This window comes from Aeromonas sp. MTB, from assembly GCF_056632455.1.
The window spans coordinates 2,011,856-2,030,094 of record NZ_CP147026.1 but is presented as its reverse complement, the minus strand read 5'-3'; the positions used below and the strand labels follow the sequence as shown (position 1 = coordinate 2,030,094).

15 protein-coding genes and 1 tRNA gene are annotated in these 18,239 nt (G+C 59.8%); all 16 read left to right on the top strand.

From position 1 onward, the window contains the following. Positions 1 to 17 precede the first annotated feature (17 nt). Positions 18 to 215, top strand: a complete 198-nt coding sequence (locus WBR25_RS09355) for a hypothetical protein (RefSeq protein ID WP_479749733.1) — start codon at positions 18 to 20, stop codon at positions 213 to 215. Continuing rightward, positions 215 to 727 carry an Abi-alpha family protein gene (locus WBR25_RS09350; protein ID WP_479749732.1) on the top strand — a complete coding sequence of 171 codons (513 nt, stop codon included), beginning with the start codon at positions 215 to 217 and terminating at the stop codon, positions 725 to 727. The genes WBR25_RS09355 and WBR25_RS09350 overlap by 1 nt, the downstream gene beginning before the upstream one ends. A gap of 121 nt (positions 728 to 848) precedes the next feature. Next, a complete protein-coding gene (locus WBR25_RS09345) occupies positions 849 to 1,271 on the top strand; it encodes a GNAT family N-acetyltransferase (protein ID WP_479749731.1) in 423 nt (140 codons plus the stop codon). A 530-nt stretch (positions 1,272 to 1,801) separates the two neighbouring features. Beyond that, a complete protein-coding gene (kup, locus tag WBR25_RS09340; RefSeq protein ID WP_216948705.1) occupies positions 1,802 to 3,670 on the top strand; it encodes a low affinity potassium transporter Kup in 1,869 nt (622 codons plus the stop codon). A 545-nt stretch (positions 3,671 to 4,215) separates the two neighbouring features. Then, positions 4,216 to 4,881 (top strand): 4Fe-4S dicluster domain-containing protein, encoded by a 666-nt coding sequence (locus WBR25_RS09335; RefSeq protein ID WP_139411686.1) that lies wholly within the window; start codon positions 4,216 to 4,218, stop codon positions 4,879 to 4,881. Next, entirely contained in the window at positions 4,881 to 6,752 is a 1,872-nt protein-coding gene (gene hyfB / locus WBR25_RS09330; RefSeq protein WP_479749730.1) for a hydrogenase 4 subunit B, read from the top strand. The genes WBR25_RS09335 and hyfB overlap by 1 nt, the downstream gene beginning before the upstream one ends. A 1-nt stretch (position 6,753) precedes the next feature. Further along, on the top strand, positions 6,754 to 7,707 hold the full coding sequence (locus tag WBR25_RS09325) for a respiratory chain complex I subunit 1 family protein (protein ID WP_479749729.1): 954 nt from the start codon (positions 6,754 to 6,756) through the stop codon (positions 7,705 to 7,707). Between the two features lie 79 nt (positions 7,708 to 7,786). Continuing rightward, on the top strand, positions 7,787 to 9,505 hold the full coding sequence (locus tag WBR25_RS09320) for a hydrogenase large subunit (RefSeq protein ID WP_479749728.1): 1,719 nt from the start codon (positions 7,787 to 7,789) through the stop codon (positions 9,503 to 9,505). A 9-nt stretch (positions 9,506 to 9,514) separates the two neighbouring features. After that, positions 9,515 to 10,093, top strand: coding sequence for a formate hydrogenlyase complex iron-sulfur subunit (locus tag WBR25_RS09315; RefSeq protein WP_371144070.1), 579 nt, complete (start codon positions 9,515 to 9,517; stop codon positions 10,091 to 10,093). Further along, positions 10,093 to 10,908, top strand: a complete 816-nt coding sequence (locus WBR25_RS09310; RefSeq protein WP_201973888.1) for an NADH-quinone oxidoreductase subunit B family protein — start codon at positions 10,093 to 10,095, stop codon at positions 10,906 to 10,908. The genes WBR25_RS09315 and WBR25_RS09310 overlap by 1 nt, the downstream gene beginning before the upstream one ends. Continuing rightward, positions 10,901 to 11,314 (top strand): formate hydrogenlyase maturation HycH family protein, encoded by a 414-nt coding sequence (locus tag WBR25_RS09305; RefSeq protein WP_005351509.1) that lies wholly within the window; start codon positions 10,901 to 10,903, stop codon positions 11,312 to 11,314. The genes WBR25_RS09310 and WBR25_RS09305 overlap by 8 nt, the downstream gene beginning before the upstream one ends. Further along, complete coding sequence (gene hycI / locus WBR25_RS09300) at positions 11,314 to 11,805, top strand: hydrogenase maturation peptidase HycI (protein ID WP_479749727.1); 492 nt, start codon at positions 11,314 to 11,316, stop codon at positions 11,803 to 11,805. The genes WBR25_RS09305 and hycI overlap by 1 nt, the downstream gene beginning before the upstream one ends. A 213-nt stretch (positions 11,806 to 12,018) precedes the next feature. After that, positions 12,019 to 12,110, top strand: a tRNA-Sec gene (locus tag WBR25_RS09295). A 313-nt stretch (positions 12,111 to 12,423) separates the two neighbouring features. Next, entirely contained in the window at positions 12,424 to 13,902 is a 1,479-nt protein-coding gene (gene selA / locus WBR25_RS09290) for an L-seryl-tRNA(Sec) selenium transferase (RefSeq protein WP_479749726.1), read from the top strand. 4 nt (positions 13,903 to 13,906) lie between these two features. Then, on the top strand, positions 13,907 to 15,802 hold the full coding sequence (gene selB / locus WBR25_RS09285) for a selenocysteine-specific translation elongation factor (protein ID WP_479749725.1): 1,896 nt from the start codon (positions 13,907 to 13,909) through the stop codon (positions 15,800 to 15,802). Continuing rightward, positions 15,799 to 18,237: a carbamoyltransferase HypF gene (gene hypF, locus WBR25_RS09280; RefSeq protein ID WP_479749724.1), complete on the top strand. Its 2,439-nt coding sequence runs from the start codon at positions 15,799 to 15,801 to the stop codon at positions 18,235 to 18,237. The genes selB and hypF overlap by 4 nt, the downstream gene beginning before the upstream one ends. Positions 18,238 to 18,239 lie beyond the last annotated feature (2 nt).

Sequence of the window (18,239 nt, the reverse complement as noted above, 5' to 3'; positions counted from 1 at the left end):
ATTTTCGAGGCCTTTAGATGTGTACCGACATTGAGTCTATAAAAGAAGTTGCCAAAGCAACACAAGAAGTAGCAAAAACAACATCCCACGCTATTACAGCCAGTCAAGAAGTTGGTGGTTTTTATCAAAATTCATCTCTGGCCCCCTGGAACAATGTAAGAACATTGTTGAAGATAAATTACGTTATATTAGATGGGAAAGACAGATCAGACTAATGATGCGTGCTCAGCAATTTCTACTTGATAGTGGACTCCCCGCACCTGATAATCCCATCCCGTTAAAAAATGCTGTTGCATTATTCGAATATGCAACGCTGGAGGAAGACAATGAACTTCAAGATTTATGGGCTCGCCTTTTAGTTAATGGCACAAATAAGATGACAGGCATAAAAATCGAGCGGGCATTTATTGAAATACTCGCTCAAATATCTTCTCTAGAGGCAAATATTTTGCAAAAAATATATTCCATTCCTTTTGAAGATTCTCAACACAATGGAATATTAACAGCAAACTTACCCAATAGTGTTATGGTCTATGATAAAAATGACAAAGATGTAAGCCTTCTTGAAGAGCCAAGTCATGATGTAAAATTGGCACTGGCAAATCTAGTACGTCTTGGGTGTGTTAAACTCGCTTTCAGTTGGGGAGGTGGGGAGATATTCACAAAAATAAATCCAACGATTATGGGAAAAGAGCTTATTCAAGCATGTACATCACTTAAAGTTTAATGGTGTAGTGCCGTAGGGTGCAATAAGCACAGCGCATTGCACCTCTTGCTTCTTTCAATATTTGGTGCAATTCACTTCGTTCATTGCACCCTACGATTACATTTTAATGGAATAAGATTTGATGAATATAAAAATCCATAATGAACATAAAGATGATATCTTCAATGTACTTGTTGATAACCTTAGACAATTTAACTTTGATAAAATGGGTAAGGAACGCTCCCAACCTTTAATTGTTGCCATTCATGATGATAATGACGAAGTTGTCGGTGGCATTGCCGGACGTACTATTTATCATCAACTGTTGATCGAAGTACTTTGGGTACACAATGACAAGAGAGGACAGGGGCTCGGCATTCAATTAATGGAGATTGCTGAACGCGAGGCAAAAAAACGGGGATGTATTGCTGCTCAAGTCGACACCCTCTCATTTCAGGCTCCCAAATTTTATGAAAAAATGGGATTTGAAATAGTCGGTAAAGTGAGCGGCGTTAAAAATAGTCCTGACCGCTATTTTTTATTGAAGCACTATCATGGAGAGTAATAATTACTGTAGGGTGCAATAAGCACAGCGCATTGCACCTCTTGCTTCATTCAATATTTGGTGCAATTTACTTCGTTAATTGCACCCTAGCTTTCCCCTACCAAATGAAGACTCCATTGCTACCCAATGCCCTCCCCTTTGCCATCCTGCCAGCATTTAATTAGCGATTACTTTATCGTCTATTTATTATCCGTTTTGGAAAAAGATTTTAGCCAAACCACTTCGCTAGATAAAACAAACAGTTGCTCGATTCCCCGCCATACATTTCAATCGCCGGATAATTAATTCTCTTACTCAAATTGAACTTTTGATTATTTATAACTGAGCATAGTCCCGCAGAGTGTGTGTCATTATAAGCTTAATGACAGATGAACAGACTGTGTTCCATGACAAGCAGATCACTATTCCGTTAGCGCCCTTTCCCATCGCAATCCATTAATTCTCTCCCGATTAAATATCACGACTCTCCTGGTAGGTCGGGCAGCTGTGCGTTGGCAAACGTGTAAACATCAAACTGACAAGACGAACTCATGAACTGTGATAAACAACAAGCCACTCCCGGCGTCATGCTGGCGGCGATTGGCGTAGTCTATGGCGATATCGGCACCAGCCCGCTCTATACCTTGCGCGAGTGCCTGTCAGGTCAATTCGGGTTCGGTGTCGAGCCGGCCTCCATTCTCGGCTTTCTCTCGCTGATCTTCTGGCTGCTGATCCTGGTGGTGTCGGTCAAGTACCTCTCCTTTGTGATGCGGGCCGATAACGCCGGCGAGGGTGGCATTCTCACCCTGATGTCGCTGGCGACCCGCAACGCCTCCACCCGCTGGACGCCACTGCTGATCATCCTCGGCCTGATTGGCGGCAGCTTTTTCTATGGCGAGGTGGTGATCACCCCGGCGATGTCGGTGATGTCGGCCATCGAGGGCCTGAGCATTCTCACCCCCGCCCTCGACCCCTATATCGTCACCCTCTCGGTGCTGGTGCTGACCCTGCTGTTTGCCATCCAGAAACATGGCACCGCCATGGTGGGCAAGCTGTTTGCCCCCATCATGCTGATCTGGTTTATGACGCTGGCGGTGCTGGGGCTGCGCGGCATCATCCATAACCCCGAGGTGCTGGGTGCGCTCAACCCCATCTGGGCGGTGCGCTTCTTTGTCCAGTACCAGACCACCTCCTTCTTTGCCCTCGGCGCCGTGGTGCTGGCCATCACCGGGGTGGAGGCGCTCTACGCGGATATGGGCCACTTTGGCAAAAATCCAATCCGCCTCGCCTGGTTTATCGTGGTGCTGCCATCGCTGGTACTCAACTACTTCGGTCAGGGGGCGCTGCTGCTGAGTAACCCCGCCGCCATTGCCAACCCCTTCTTCCTGCTCGCGCCGAAATGGGCGCTGGTGCCACTGCTGCTCTTGGCAACCATGGCGACGGTGATCGCCTCGCAGGCAGTGATCTCCGGGGTCTTTTCGCTGACCCGGCAGGCAGTGCGGCTCGGTTATCTCTCCCCCATTCGCATCGTTCATACCTCCGAGCAGGAGTCCGGCCAGATCTATATTCCGGTCATCAACTGGATGCTCTATATCTCGGTTGTGATCGTCATCATGAGCTTCGAGCACTCCAGCAATCTGGCGGCGGCCTACGGCATCGCGGTGACCGGCACCATGGTGCTCACCTCCATCCTCTCCTGCTCGGTGGCCAAGAACAGCTGGCACTGGAACAAGTATCTGGTGGCCATCCTGTTTGCCGCGCTGCTCTGTATCGACGTGCCGCTGTTTGCCGCCAACCTCGCCAAGATCTTCTCCGGCGGCTGGCTGCCGCTCACCCTGGGCGCGGTGATGTTCACCGTGATGACCAGCTGGAAGAGCGAGCGTTTCCAGCTTATTCGTCGCCTGAACGAGCACGGCAACTCCCTTGAGCCGATGATCGCCTCGCTGGAGAAATCCCCGCCGACCCGGGTGGCCGGTACTGCCGTCTATATGTCGCGGGTGGTCAATGTGATCCCCCATGCGCTCCTGCATAACCTCAAGCACAACAAGGTGCTGCACGAGCGGATCATCCTGCTCACCCTGCGGGTGGAAGAGGTGCCTTACGTCCACAATGTGCGCCGGGTCTGCATCGAGCAGCTCTCCCCCACCTTCTGGCGGGTGGTAGCCAGCTACGGCTGGCGTGAGACTCCGAACGTGGAGGAGATCTTCCACCGCTGCAACGCCGAGGGGCTCAGCTGCCGGATGATGGAGACCTCGTTCTTTATGGCCCACGAGTCGCTCATCATGAAAGACCGCCCCTGGTATCTCTATCTGCGCGGCAAGCTCTTTATGCTGCTGCAGCGCAACGCCCTGCGCGCGCCGGATCAGTTCGAGATCCCGCCCAACCGGGTCATCGAACTTGGATCCCAGGTGGATATTTGATGGCGGGTTGATGGCCTCTTAATGACATAGAAAACGTCAGCAAATTAGAGAGGGAGGCATTGGCCTCCCTCTCTTGTTTCCGTTAACCCGGTTACCGGCCCCCTCATCCCCAGCCCTTCTCCCGCAGGGGAGAAGGGGGCAAACCACATCGCCCCCCACAGACATCCCACCGTAGGGTGCAACAAGCGCAGCGCCGTGCACCGCGACCATATGGCTGACTTTCCCCCTCATCCCCAACCCTTCTCCCGCGAGGGGAGAAGGGAGCAAACCACGGCGACCATATGTTGCCAACGGTGCAATTCACTGCGTTCATTGCACCCTACTCATGCTGCGTTTTCCAAGGTGACGAACCCTCTTGGCGGCTTCGTCACAAGTGACGAACGTCACAGTTCGACAGCCATATCAGCGCGTTCACTCAACTACGCTAAGATTTTTATTCATTTAAAAACAACCACTTAAAACCAATTTCTCTGCAAAAACCAATCTGGCCCGTATCTTGCCAAACAGCCCCTACTTTCTCCGTTCGCGACACGACAAGGTAGGCTATGAACCGCTTCGTTATCGCTGACCCCAAGCTTTGTATCGGCTGTGGCACCTGTATGGCGGCCTGCAGCGAGGTACACAAGGCGCAAGGTTTGCAGCAAGCCCCCCGTTTAACCGTTATGCGACACGAGCAGGCGACCATGCCGGTTCAGTGCCGTCACTGTGACGATGCCCCCTGCATCAAGGTGTGCCCGGTCGAGGCAATTCGCCAAACCGGTGATTGCGTGCAACTCAACGAGTCGCTCTGCATCGGCTGCAATCTCTGCGCCGTGGCCTGCCCGTTTGGCGCTATCCAGAGCGGTGGCAGCCGTCCGGTGGCCGTGGCCACCAGTTACGACACCTATATCCCCTGCTCCATCCGCTCCAGCAACCCCTCCACCTCTGCTGGCCTGCGCTGCTTTGGCGAGGATCTGCTGAGCTGGGAGCCGGGCGTGCGCAGCATCGCCGTCAAGTGCGACCTGTGTGAATTTCGCGCCGAAGGCCCGGCCTGTGTCGGAGCCTGCCCCTCCCAGGCACTGAAGCTGGTCAATGACGGCGACACCGAACGCGCCGCCCGTATCCGTCGCCAGCAAGCGGCCGACACCAATCCGCAAGGGGCCTCTGCCTTCTCGGCGCCCGCCACGGCGCTCCCTGCATCCGATTTATCCACCACAGAGGGAGTTCGCTGATGTTGTCCCCCCTTGTTATGGCTACGCTCCTGCTCTTTTTGCTGGGCGCTGCCGCCGGTTTGCTCCTGCAAAAGCTGCCCGCACTGGCCAACCGCCTCAATAGCGGCTTTGCCCTACTGGGGTCACTCGCGGGTCTGGTCGCCGCCATCCAGATCTTTGCCCAAGGCACCCCCGTCGACGGCCAGCTCTGGCTGCTGGGCTCGGTGCACCTCGATATGCTGGCCGCGCTGATGCTGCTGGTGATTAGCACCGTCGGCGTCGCCGTCGCCCTCTACTCCTTTGCCTATATCCGCGAATATCAGGGCAAGGGGGATGTGGCCATCGGCGCGCTGATGAACCTCTTCCTCTTTGCTATGGTGGGCATGGTGCTGGCCGACAACGCGCTCGGTTTCTTGCTCTGCTACGAGCTGGTGACCCTCACCACCTACTGGCTGGTCAAGACCAACCCCGAGGCCGCCAAACAGAGCCGGCTTTACTTGGTGATGAACCATATCGGCATGGCACTGGTGCTGATCGCCTTCTGGCTGCTCTGCCGCGAAAGCGGCTCGCTGGAGTTCGCCGCGCTGCGCGAGCACCATCTGGCGGGCGCCCTGGCCTCGCTGGTGTTTCTGCTCAGCTTCTGCGGCTTTGGCCTGCGCGCCGGTTTCGTGCCGCTGCACGGCTGGCTGCCGGTGGCCGAGCCCGTTGCGCCGTCCCATATCTCGGCGCTGATGTCCGGCGTGATGGTGAAGCTGGGTCTCTTTGGCATCTTGCGAGTCAGCATCGATTTTCTCGGCGCCAGCCAGCTCTGGTGGGGCTATGTGGTACTGATCTTCGGCGCCTGCTCGGCGGTGCTCGGGGTGCTGTTTGCGCTGGCCGAGCACGACCTCAAGCGGCTGCTCGCCTACCACACGGTGGAGAACATCGGCATCATCCTGATGGGGATGGGGATCGGCATGATCGGTATCGCCAACCAGCAACCGGCGCTGGTAGTGCTGGGGCTACTCGGCGCGCTTTATCACCTGCTCAATCACGCCATCTTCAAGAGCCTGCTCTTTATGGGCACCGGCTCTGTGATGTTCCGCCTGCACACCCGCGACATGGACAAGATGGGGGGGCTGGCCAAGCTGATGCCCTGGACTGCGCTGGCGTTCCTCATCGGTGCCATGGCCATCTCGGCGCTGCCGCCGCTCAACGGCTTTGTCAGCGAGTGGTTTATCTATCAGTCGCTCCTTTCCATGACCAAACTCGGCACCTCTGTCGTTGCGCCGCTCGCGGTAGTGATGCTGGCGGTTACCGGCGCCATGGCGGTGATGTGTTTCGTCAAGGTGTATGGCATCTGCTTCTGCGGCGCACCTCGCAGCGAGAAGGCGAGCCACGCCCGCGAAGTACCCAATGCCATGGTGGCAGGCACCCTGCTGCTGGCCGCCGTCTGTCTGGTACTGGGTCTGGGCGCCCCCTGGATTGCCCCCCATATCGCCAGCTATGGCCAAGCCTTGGTCAACAGCCAGATGAACGTGGCCACCGGCGCCACCCTGCTGCCGCTCGATAGCAGCCAAGCGATCCTCTCCCCACCCGTTATCGCCATCACCCTGCTGGGGCTGTTCCTCATTCCGCTGCTGGTACTGGCCATCTTCAAGGGGCCCAAGCTGGGTCGTCGTCACGCTGGCACGCCGTGGGCCTGCGGTTACGCCTATGAGGAGCGCATGAGCCTCACCTCGGGCGGTATCACCCACACCTTGCGCCAACTCTGCGCGCCGCTCTATCGCAAGCAGCCCCAGCTCGATCTGGCCAGCGCCCTGCACGGGGTGAGCGATACCAGCGGAATGACCGGCTGGCTGCTGCACGGCCTTGTGCTGGCGCTCTTTATCCTGATGGCTGTAGGAGTCTGATATGCCTGTTCTTGAAATGCCGAGCTGGGGCATGGTTGCCCTCGCCCTGACCCAGGCCATCGCCATGCTGGCGCTGGCGCCGCTCGCCACCGGTTTCAACCGGGTGCTGCGGGCCAAGATGCACTCCCGTCAGGGGCCGGGCCTGCTGCAGGATTACCGGGATATTGCCAAGCTCCTGCGCCGTCAGGAGGTGACCCCCGAGCCTGCCGGCATCATCTTCAACCTGATGCCTGCGCTGCTCATCGCCGCCCTCTTGCTGGTGGGGATGGCGCTGCCGACCCTGACTCACGAGTCTCCCTTCCCCATCGCCGGGGATCTCATCACCGATATCTATCTGTTCGCCATCTTCCGATTCTTCTTTTCGCTGGCGGGGCTCGACAGCGGCAGCATGTTTGCAGGTATTGGTGCCCGCCGCGAGCTGACCCTCGGCATTCTGGTGGAGCCCATTCTGGTGCTCGCCTGCTTCATCATGGCGATGATGGTGGGCAGCTCGGATCTGGGCAACATCAGCCGCTATGTCGCGACCCAGCCGCTGGCCGCGCCGGTTGCCACCCTGCTGGCTGGCGCCGCCTGCGCCTTCGCGGTGTTTGTCGAGATGGGCAAGCTGCCCTTTGACTGCGCCGAAGCCGAGCAGGAGCTGCAGGAGGGGCCGCTCACCGAGTATTCCGGTGCGGGCCTGGCCCTGCTCAAGCTCTCCATCGGCCTCAAGCAGCTGGTGGTGGTGCAGCTCTTTCTGGTGATCTTCCTCCCCTTCGGCAAGGCAGCGAACTGGAGCCTGCCTGCGCTCATCGGCGCGGCACTGATCCTCGCCTGCAAGCTGCTGGTGGCCTTTTTGCTGGCTGGCATCATCGAAAACGCCATGGCCCGTACCCAGTTCGTGCGCACCCACAAGCTCACCCGCTACGGGTTGGGACTGGCTCTGCTGGCGCTGCTCGCCTATCTGGTCGGGATCTGAATCATGCCCGCCAGCACAGCAACTTTTTCCGATTTCATCATTTTCGAATGCTCAATCCCGAACATAAAGTGAGAACTGCATGACCATCGCCATTTCGGATCGCATCGGCTGCGACTACATCCAGCAGGTGCGAGCACAACTACCCCACGCCATCGTCGACGAGGAGTGGCAAACCGCCGATCAGGCCACCATTACCGTCAAACCCACCAGTCTGGTCGAGACCGCCAGCCTGATCTTCCATCAGCTGGGGGGCTGGCTTCCCCTCTCCTTTGCCAATGACGAGCGCAGCCTCACCGGCCACTTCGCCGTCTACCACGTCTTCTCCATGGAGGGCGACACCAAGTGCTGGATCACCGTCAAGGTGCTGGTAGATGCCGATACCCAGGAGTACCCCTCCATCACCCCGACCATTCCGGCGGCGGTGTGGGGCGAGCGGGAGATCCGCGACATGTACGGCCTGCGCGCCATTGGACTGCCAGACGAACGCCGTCTGGTACTGCCGGACGACTGGCCGGAGGATATCCACCCCCTGCGCAAGGACGCCATGGATTATCGCCAGCGCCCGATGCCCACCACCGACACCGAGACCTACCCCTTCGTCAACGAGCTGGGCAGTGATGCCAACCGCATCGTGCCGGTCGGCCCGCTGCACATCACCTCGGACGAACCGGGTCACTTTCGTCTGTTCGTCGATGGGGAAGACATCATCGATGCCGACTACCGCCTCTTCTATGTCCATCGCGGCATGGAGAAGCTGGCGGAAACCCGCATGGGCTACAACGAAGTGGCGTTTCTGACCGACCGGGTCTGCGGCATCTGCGGATTTACCCACAGCGTCGCCTACACCACCTCGGTAGAGAACGCCATGGGCATTCCGGTGCCGGAGCGGGCCAAGATGATCCGCGCCGTGCTGCTGGAGGTGGAGCGCCTGCACAGCCATATCCTCAACATCGGCCTGTCGAGCCACTTCACCGGTTTCGACACCGGCTTTATGCAGTTCTTCCGGGTGCGGGAAAAGTCCATGACCCTGGCCGAGCTGCTGACCGGCGCCCGCAAGACCTACGGCCTCAACCTGATTGGCGGGGTACGCCGCGACATCTTCAAGGAAGATCGCATCAAGGGTGCCCAGCTGGTGCGCGAGCTCCGTGATGAGCTCAAACCCCTGGTGGCCATGCTGCTGGATACCGCCAACATCTCCTCCCGCCTCATCGGTATCGGCAAGCTCGAGCCGCAAATTGCCCGCGATTTCAGCTGCGTCGGCCCCATGGTGCGGGCGAGCGGCTTCAAGCGCGACGTGCGCCGGGTCCACGATTTTGCCGGCTACCGCGAGCTGCCGATGGAGATCCAGACCAAGGCGGGTTGCGATGTGCAATCCCGGGTGCTGGTACGCATCCACGAGCTCTACGACTCCCTCGACATGATTGAGTTTGGCCTGGAACACCTGCCGGAGGGACCGCTTTTGACCGAAGGCTTCACCTACCAGCCGGGCAAGTTTGCGCTGGGCTTTACCGAGGCGCCCCGCGGCGAGAACGTCCACTGGAGCATGACCGGGGACAACCAGAAGCTGTTCCGCTGGCGCTGCCGCGCCGCCACCTACGCCAACTGGCCTGCTCTGCGCTACATGCTGCGCGGCAATACCGTGGCGGATGCACCGCTCATCATCGGCAGTCTGGATCCCTGCTACTCCTGTACCGACCGGGTCACCCTGGTCGACCCCAAGAAGGGCAAATCCACCGTGGTCTCCTACAAGGAGATCGAGCGCTACGGCATCGATCGCAAAAACTCTCCGCTGAAATAAGGGGTCATCATGATCAAGCTGTTCAAGACCATCCTCAAGGCTGGCACCCCGACCGCCAAGTACCCCTTCGCCCCTTATGAGGTGAACCGGGATTTTCGCGGCAAACCGAAATATCAGGCGGATCAGTGCATCGCCTGCGCCGCCTGCACCAAGGCCTGCCCGGCCAACGCGCTGGTGATGGAAGTGGATATGGAGACCGGCGAACGGCGCTGGGAGATCTCCATGGCGCGCTGCATCTTCTGCGGCCGCTGCGAGGAGGTCTGCCCGACCCGCGCCATCGCCCTCTCCCCCGAGTTCGAGCTGGCGGTGACCAACAAGGCGGATCTCTATGAGGAGGCCCGCTTCGCGCTGGCCCCCTGCACCCTGTGCGGCACCTACTTTGCCCCGAGCAAGCTGGTGGCGCTGGTGGAGGACACCCTCAAGCAGGCGGGCACGCCGCTTGCTCGCGATGCCAAGCCGCTTGCGCCGCCAGAGCGGCTGCACCACTGCCCCGACTGCAAACGAAAACAGAGCATGCTGAGCCAGCCTGACTCGGCCCTGATCACACCGATAGCCACACCGATGGCCGCACAACAGGAGTGGATGTGATGAGCAAGATCAAAGGCATAGAACCGGTTGTCGGCCATGCCCATACCCGCGCCGTGCCGCTGGCACAGGATCCCGAGATCACCAAACTCAAGAAGACCCTGCTGAAAGACATTCGCCGCTCGGCCTATGTCTACCGGGTCGATTGCGGCGGCTGCAACGCCTGCGAAATCGAGATCTTCGCCACCATCACCCCGCTGTTCGATGCCGAGCGTTTCGGCATCAAGGTGGTCGCCTCCCCCCGCCACGCCGACATCCTGCTCTTTACCGGCGCGGTGACCCGGGCGATGCGAGTGCCGGCCCTGCGCGCCTACGAGGCGGCGCCCGATCCCAAGATCTGCATCGCCTATGGCGCCTGCGGCTGTGACGGTGGCATCTTCCACGATCTCTACTGCGTCTGGGGCGGCACCGACAAGATCGTGCCGGTGGATGTCTATATCCCCGGCTGCCCTCCGACACCGGCGGCTACCATCTACGGCTTTGCCGTGGCGCTCGGTCTGCTTGAGCAGAAACTCAAAGCCACCAGCCATGAGGTGCAACCGGGTGAGCGGGTCGAGCTGCGCCACACCGGCATCCCCAATGAAATCCGGGTGATGCTCGAACGCGAGGCGCGCCGCATGGCCGGTTATCGTCAGGGGCGGATCATCGCCGACGAGTTTATGGCCCTGCTCGAAGGGGCGACCCAACAGGATGTGGATCTGCGCATCCAGAGCTACCTCGATCAGCACGACGATCCGCGTCTGGCGGAGATCGTCAACAACCTCGCAAATGCCTGCCTCAACCGGGCGGCCGGCAAGGGAGAGGCGGTGCATGGCTGACGAGGTTTTCTTCTATCGCCTCTCGCGCAAGTTCGTCGACGAGCAGTTCGACGTGCCGGAAGAGGCCAGGGAGGTGATGTACTACAGCCTCGCCATCGGCCATCACCTCGGCATCGTCGATTGCCTGCGAGCAGACCTGGTCTGCTCGCTGACCGGTTATCGCGACTGGGTGGCCAAGCTGCCAGAGGGGAGCGAAGCGCGCCGCAAGATGGAGGGGTTTCTCACCTTTGGCGAGATCACCATCTATCGCGAGCACTGCCATATGCTGGCCTGCGCCTTCGACCGACTGCGCAAGGCCGACAATCTGCTCGATGAGCAGGAGCTGGGCTGGACCAACACCTTTATGGATCAGCTCACCGCCCTCTTTAACGACCCCCATATGTACCTGATGGTAAGGAGCCGCTGATGGGCTGTAATCTCGTGTTGACCGTGGGCAATGCCATGATGGGGGACGACGGTGCCGGCCCCTATCTTGCCGACAAGCTGCAAGCCGCCCCCCTGCCCGGCTGGATCCATATCGACGGCGGCATCGCGCCGGAAAATGTGGTCTACAAGGTGCGGGAACTGCAACCGGAGCGGGTGGTGCTGGTGGATGCCGCCGAGATCGGCGAGAAGGCGGGGACCCTGCAGGTGATCCCCCCCGAGACCATCGCCGAGATGTTTATCTTCTCGACCCACAATATGCCGCTCAATTTCCTGATCGACGAGCTCAAGACCTTTGTCCCCGAGGTGATCTTTGTCGGGATACAACCGGCCATCGTGGCGTTCTCCTTCCCGATGACCGAGATGGTGAGCGAGGCGATGGATTATCTTTATCAGCATCTTGATGCCGCCAGTGACACCAGTCTGTTAATAGATAAACTGGATCAGTGGAATATTTTCAACGCGAAGCGGTGATTATTTATCGAGTTGTTAACGACCGTTATTGACCGACGGTTCCGGCAATGTGATCGAGGCCCGATGTTAAATTAAAAACATCGGGCTAATTGTGCTGAACTTGATATAAAACAAGGTTCTTTGATTTTTTCAAAAAATCGCTAACTCTCGCATTTTTATGACAAAAAAAGCGTTGCCAGTCACAGAAATTTGCCACAAAATGGCGGCCGTTACGGAAGTTGATGGGGTCTGGTGGCCTCCTCGGTCTTCAAAACCGATGTGAGCCGAGAAGGCTTTGGCAGGTTCGATTCCTGCCTCTTCCGCCAAATTTATCTATTGAACAAATACTCTCTCGCTGAATTTTTCGGCCTGGATGTTATTTCCATTGTTTGTTCAATATGTTTGAAGTAATACCTTAAAAAGGTGCTTGCCGCTTGCCAATATAATCCGAACTCAGGTTATCTCGCTGGCCAAAAATTAATTTATCAGCATTGATGCAGCATTAATTTATACCCGCTCATGGATGCACCCAGTTTGCACTCATCCGCAAATCGCCAGCAGTGCCATAACCCGTCAGCTCGGCCTCTCTATCGGCAAACCGGTGCGCATCCCGAACCCACGCACTGCACTGGTAATCCCATGCCGAACTCGTCTCACGCGCCAGCCATCCCCCACCGCCAGCCCGCATCAGGTACGGCTGCCGACGATTCACTGCCAGATTCACCGCAACAGCCCAGCCAGCAACCAACGCGCCGTCTGCCGCAAGTGGAACAGCTGCTGCAGCAACCCTTTCTCGCCGGTTTTATCGAAGCGCTGAGCCGCCCGCTGGTGACTCAGGCGGTGCGCGATACCCTGAGCGAACTGCGCCAGAGCGATGATTTTCGCCAGCATGGCGTTGCCCCCGGGCAGATTGAGGCGCTGATTGCCAAGCGCTGCCGACAGCAGTTGCGCCAACGTCAAACCCGGGTGATCAACGCCACCGGCACCCTGGTGCACACCAATCTGGGGCGCTCGCCATTAAGTCACGAGCTGTGGGACGAGGTGCGTGACCTCAACACCGGGTACAACAATCTGGAGCTGGATCTCGCCACCGGCAAGCGCGGCGGGCGCAAGGGGCTGATCGCCCTCCTGCTCCGTTGCCTCACCCAGGCCGAGGATTCGCTGGTGGTCAACAACAACGCCGCCTCGCTCTTTTTGCTGCTGCAGGAGGTGGCCAAGGGGCGCGAGGTGATCGTCTCGCGCGGCGAGCAGATCCAGATTGGCGGCGGCTTTCGCATCCCCGATATTCTGGCGCTCTCCGGTGCCAAACTGGTGGAGGTGGGCACTACCAATATCACTACCGCCAAAGATTACCTCGATGCCATCACCGATCAGACCGCGCTGGTACTGATGGTGCACAGATCCAATTTCGCCATTCGCGGCTTTACTGAATCCCCCGATATCGGCGAGGTGGCCTGCGCCCTGCCCGAGCATGTGGTGCTGGCGGTGGATCAGGGTTCGGGATTGACCACCGAAGAGTTTGCGCCGGATGAAACCTCGGTGCGCCAGTACATCAAGGCGGGGGCAGATCTGGTCTGCTATTCCGGCGACAAGCTGCTGGGCGGCCCGCAATCGGGCATCATCAGTGGCCGCAGCGATCTTATCAAGCGGCTGGAAAAGCACCCCATGATGCGCACCTTCCGCCCGAGCCGCATCGTCTACTCCCTGCTCGAACGGCTGCTCATCCACAAGCTCAACAAATCTCCTGTCGGCGAGGGTATCGCCCAGCGCACCCTGAGCAACCCGGCAGCCATGCAGGCGAGAGCCTCCCGGCTGATGGCCGCCCTGCCCGGCTGCTTTGTGCCGGTCCCCGCCCAGCTGGTGGTGGGCGGTGGCACATTACCGGACGAGTTCTATCCGGCGCCCGCGCTCGAGTGCACCGACCCGCGTCCGGCCCAGCAGCTGCTCGATGATTTGCGCGAACTACCCGTCCCTGTCATCGCCACGGTGCGCCAGCAGAAGGTGCTGCTCAATATGGCCACCCTGCTGCCGACCGAGATGGAACTGCTGATCGCCCAACTCAGGGAGTTGCTGCTCCCCGCCCCGTTCAATGCAACAAATGCGACCGAGGAACCCTGATCCCATGACCCCCTATCGCGCCGTTATCGGCCTTGCCGGCCACGTGGATCACGGAAAGACCCTGCTGATCAAGGCCCTCACCGGCATCACCACCGCCCGCGCCCACGAGCAGGCCATCGGCATGACTCAGGATCTCGGCTTTGCCCACTTCGACGACGGTCAGGGCAACACCATAGGCGTCATCGACGTGCCCGGCCACGAGCGCTATATCCGCAATATGGTGGCGGGGCTCTGGAGTCTGGATCTGGTGCTGCTGGTCATCGCCGCCGACGAGGGGTGGATGCCGATGACCGGCGATCACCTGCGCCTGCTCAAGGCGATGGGGGTGCCGCGCCTCTTGGTCTGCATCAACAAGTGCGATCTGGTCTCCCCCGACGAGCTGGAGCTCCTTGAAGAGAGCCTGCTGGAGCGGGTGATGGACGAGAGCGGCATGGTGCCCGATATCGTCAGCGTCAGCGCCAAAACCGGCGAGAATATGACTGCCCTGCACGCCGCCATCGTGCGCCAGCTTGCCTATCTGCCAGCCTCACACGCTACCCGCGAGCAGAGCGCCCCGCGACTGTATGTAGACAGGGTCTTTACCGCCAACGGCACCGGCACAGTGCTTACCGGCACCTTGCAACAGGGCCGCCTCAAGGTGGGAGACAAGCTGCGCCTCTACCCCGCCGATCGGGAGGTGCAGGTGCGCTCCCTGCAGGCCTATCACCAGAGCGTTGATGAAATTGGCGCCGTCTGTCGGGTGGCGGTGGGCCTGAAAAAAGTGCCCCACAAGGAGGTGGCCCGCGGCCATTGCCTCACCAGCGCCGCCGGTCAGTGCGAGGCGGCCACCCACCTTATCGTGCGACTCAACGCCGAGAGCTTGAGAGACAAGGCGCTACGCCCCTCTCTGCACAACAAGGAGGTCGAGGTGGCCCTCGGCAGCTGGCATGGGCGGGCCCGTTTTGTGCCGATCAAGGATACCCGGCTGGCGCGGCTGATCTTTACCAGCCCCATCCCCTGCTTCTTCGGCCAGCCGCTTGCCATCATTCGCCACGGCAGCAGCGAACTGCTGCACGGCGCCCGCATCGTCTGGTGCGGCGACATCCATCCCGCCAGACGCAAGGCGCTGCACACCCTGCTGGGTGAGCTACCTGATGATTTGGAGCGCTACAACCCCGCCACCCTGCAGCTTGGCCTCAATGGCTATGTGCTGGCCAGCCGCTTTGACCAGCAGCCAGAGCAGGTCACCCCCCTCGGTGAGTGGCTGCTGGATAACTGCTGGCTGGCCCAGAGCCGCGACCAGCTGCTGGCTACCCTGGCCAGCGAACCGCTCAGCGCTGCGGAGCTCACGACCCGCTTTGGCATCGCCCTGCCGGTCATGCAAGCCCTGCTCCAGCAGTTCAAAAGCGAGCAGCTCATTCGCCTGCACCATGACAAGTGGCAGCCGGGCAGCGGCGAGTCGGAAGATGATCTGGGGGAAGAGGCACAGCTGGTGCTCAAGGTGGTGCGAGATCAAGGCAAGGAGGGTTACGAGCCCGGTAAACTGGGCCCCGGCGGCGTGGCGCTGGATCCCTTTATCACCCGCAAGCTGCCCGCCCCCCTGCAGCAGGGCTTGCAACAAAAAGGCGCGTTGCAAAAGCAGCTGCGCAATCTGGCGCGACTCAAGTATCTGGTGCAGCTCGATGGCCCCATCTACTACGACGCCGAGCTTTACAACCAGATGGTCGCCGCCGTGCTGGCGGGCCAGCAGGTGGGAGATCTGATCGACATGGCATCCCTCAAGGAGATCACCGGCTTGTCGCGTAAATACGCCATTCCGTTCTGCCTGCGCATGGAGATGGATGGCTGGGTGCGGCGCGAGGAGAACGAGCGCCGGGTGCTGCGTCTGCCGCAGACTCAAGATGAGATGGAGCCGGCATGAGCGCCACCATCGCCCCATCTGGCTCTGCCAATCCTGTGGCCAACCGGCTGCGCCACGAATTTCATATCGACGGCATCGTACAGGGGGTGGGCTTTCGCCCCTTCGTCTATGGGCTGGCACTGCGCCACGGCCTTGCCGGTTATGTGTTGAACGACGCGAGCGGCGTCACCATCGGCGCCGAAGGATCGCCCGAGCAGCTGGTCAGCTTTGCCCGCGAACTGCGGGAACTGGCGCCGCCACTTAGCCGCATCGATCATTTCAGCGAGCGGGAACTGCCCCTTGCTCATGATCCCGACTTCGATGGCCAATTTCATGGCCAGTTTCGAATTAAAGCGAGCCAGCAGCAGAGCTCCGCCACGGTCGCCATCTCGCCGGATCAGGGGATGTGCGAGGCGTGCGCCCGGGATGTGGCCAACCCCAACGATCGCCACCATCGCTACCCCTTTACCAACTGTACCCACTGTGGCCCGCGCTACACCATCATCCGCCGCCTCCCCTACGACCGCCCCCATACCGCCATGGCGGGCTTTGCCATGTGCCCGCGCTGCGCGGCAGCCTATGAAAACCCGCTGGACAGACGCTACCACGCCCAGCCGGTGAGCTGCCCCGAGTGCGGGCCCCATCTCAGTTGGCGCTCGGGCCGCGGCGATGCCCTGGCAGAACGCGAGGATGCCCTGCACGCCGCCGCCCGCGCCCTGAAAACCGGGGCGCTGATCGCAGTCAAGGGGATGGGGGGTTATCACCTGATGTGTGATGCCCGCAATGAACAGAGTGTGGCCAGATTACGAATGCTCAAGCGGCGCGCACGCAAGCCACTGGCGGTGATGATGGGCTCCCTTGCCGAGGCCAAATTGCATGTCACCGGCAGCGAGGCAGAGTGGAAGCTGCTCACCTCTCAGGCCAGACCCATCACCTTGCTGCGCAAGCGCATTAACGATGATCGGCTCTCAGAATCCCGACAGTCGGCCATACCGCTGGCCGAGGGGATCGCCCCCGGCATCCCCTACCTTGGCATCATGCTCCCCTACACCCCGCTCCATCAGCTGCTGCTGGATGCCTGCGCCATCCCGCTGGTGGCCACCAGCGCCAATGGTCGCGGCAGCCCAATCCTTATCGAGTGCGAGGCGGTGGTCAGGGAACTCGGCAGCGAGATTGACGGCATCCTGGATCACAACCGCCCCATCCTGCACCCGTGCGACGACAGTCTGGTGCAGTGGGCGGGCGGGCGGCGCCAGACGTTGCGCCTCGCCCGGGGCTATGCCCCCTGCACCCCCAGCCTGCAAGAGGCGGTCGGGGTGCCGCTATTGGCGGTCGGGGCGCAACAGAAGAACCAGCTGGCGCTCGCCTTCGGCCGCCAGCGCATCTACAGCCCCTATATCGGCGATCTGCATAGCCTGCCGATGCAGGAGCACTTCGAGCAAACCCTGGCGACCTTTCGCGAACTCTACGATCTCAACCCCGAAGTGCTGGTGTCGGATCACCACCCCGGCTACCTCAGCCATCAGTGGGCCAAGGGCTATTGCCGCGATCAGGGTGCGACCCACCTCGAGGTGCAGCACCATCACGCCCACCTGCTGGGGGTGATGGCCGAGCACAACATCACGGGCCCGGTGCTGGGTGTTGCCTTCGATGGCACCGGCCTTGGCGATGACGGCACCCTCTGGGGCGGCGAGCTGCTGATCGCAGACGTTCAGAGCTTTACGCGGGTTGCCCACCTTGCCCCCTTCAAGCTGATCGGCGGCGAGGCGGCCATTCGCGAGCCGGTACGTCAGTTGCTGGGGGTGCTGTTTGAATCGCACAGTCCTGAGGCGATCAGCGCCCTCGATATTCCGTTGATCAACAAACTGCCTATAGAGCGGATCAGCAACCTGCACCAGCTCTGGCATCTTGGCCGCAACGCCCCTTACACCAGCTCCATCGGCCGTCTGTTCGATGCGGTGGCGGCGCTCTTGGGGGTAATCGATACCCCCGATTACGAGGGCGAAGCGGGACTCTTGCTGGAGGCGGCTGCCTTGCAGCTCACCACAGATGAACAGCCCTTCCCCCTCGCCTTTGATCTCAGCCAATCAACAGGGGAGCCACTGCAGATCCAGTGGGCAGAGCTCATCAATACCCTTATCAGCGAGCAGAGAAAAAGCACCTCCACCGCCAGCCTGGCCGCCGGTTTTATCCGCGCCATCAGCAATCTGGTGGCTGCCCTGGTCGAGCGTTTTCCTGGTTATCCGGTAGCGCTGGGGGGCGGCGTCTTTCAAAACCGGGTGCTGATGGACCAGCTGGTCCCCGGTCTCGAAGCGGCTGACCGACAGGTATTAACCTCTGAAACCCTGCCGCTCAATGACGGTGGCATCGCCGCCGGTCAGCTCTGGTTTGCCATCCACCATCTTGCCACGCACCAGCCTGCCACAGCCGGTTGTGCCACCTTGTCGGAGTCCTGAAA

Coding starts and splice junctions, on each gene's coding strand:
- hypF (WP_479749724.1), top strand. CDS start 15,799: ATGAGCGCCACCATCGCCCCATCTGGCTCTGCCAATCCTGTGGCCAAC.
- hycI (WP_479749727.1), top strand. CDS start 11,314: ATGGGCTGTAATCTCGTGTTGACCGTGGGCAATGCCATGATGGGGGAC.
- WBR25_RS09320 (WP_479749728.1), top strand. CDS start 7,787: ATGACCATCGCCATTTCGGATCGCATCGGCTGCGACTACATCCAGCAG.
- WBR25_RS09355 (WP_479749733.1), top strand. CDS start 18: ATGTGTACCGACATTGAGTCTATAAAAGAAGTTGCCAAAGCAACACAA.
- WBR25_RS09350 (WP_479749732.1), top strand. CDS start 215: ATGATGCGTGCTCAGCAATTTCTACTTGATAGTGGACTCCCCGCACCT.
- selB (WP_479749725.1), top strand. CDS start 13,907: ATGACCCCCTATCGCGCCGTTATCGGCCTTGCCGGCCACGTGGATCAC.
- WBR25_RS09345 (WP_479749731.1), top strand. CDS start 849: ATGAATATAAAAATCCATAATGAACATAAAGATGATATCTTCAATGTA.
- kup (WP_216948705.1), top strand. CDS start 1,802: ATGAACTGTGATAAACAACAAGCCACTCCCGGCGTCATGCTGGCGGCG.
- WBR25_RS09315 (WP_371144070.1), top strand. CDS start 9,515: ATGATCAAGCTGTTCAAGACCATCCTCAAGGCTGGCACCCCGACCGCC.
- WBR25_RS09310 (WP_201973888.1), top strand. CDS start 10,093: ATGAGCAAGATCAAAGGCATAGAACCGGTTGTCGGCCATGCCCATACC.
- hyfB (WP_479749730.1), top strand. CDS start 4,881: ATGTTGTCCCCCCTTGTTATGGCTACGCTCCTGCTCTTTTTGCTGGGC.
- WBR25_RS09335 (WP_139411686.1), top strand. CDS start 4,216: ATGAACCGCTTCGTTATCGCTGACCCCAAGCTTTGTATCGGCTGTGGC.
- selA (WP_479749726.1), top strand. CDS start 12,424: ATGCCGAACTCGTCTCACGCGCCAGCCATCCCCCACCGCCAGCCCGCA.
- WBR25_RS09325 (WP_479749729.1), top strand. CDS start 6,754: ATGCCTGTTCTTGAAATGCCGAGCTGGGGCATGGTTGCCCTCGCCCTG.
- WBR25_RS09305 (WP_005351509.1), top strand. CDS start 10,901: ATGGCTGACGAGGTTTTCTTCTATCGCCTCTCGCGCAAGTTCGTCGAC.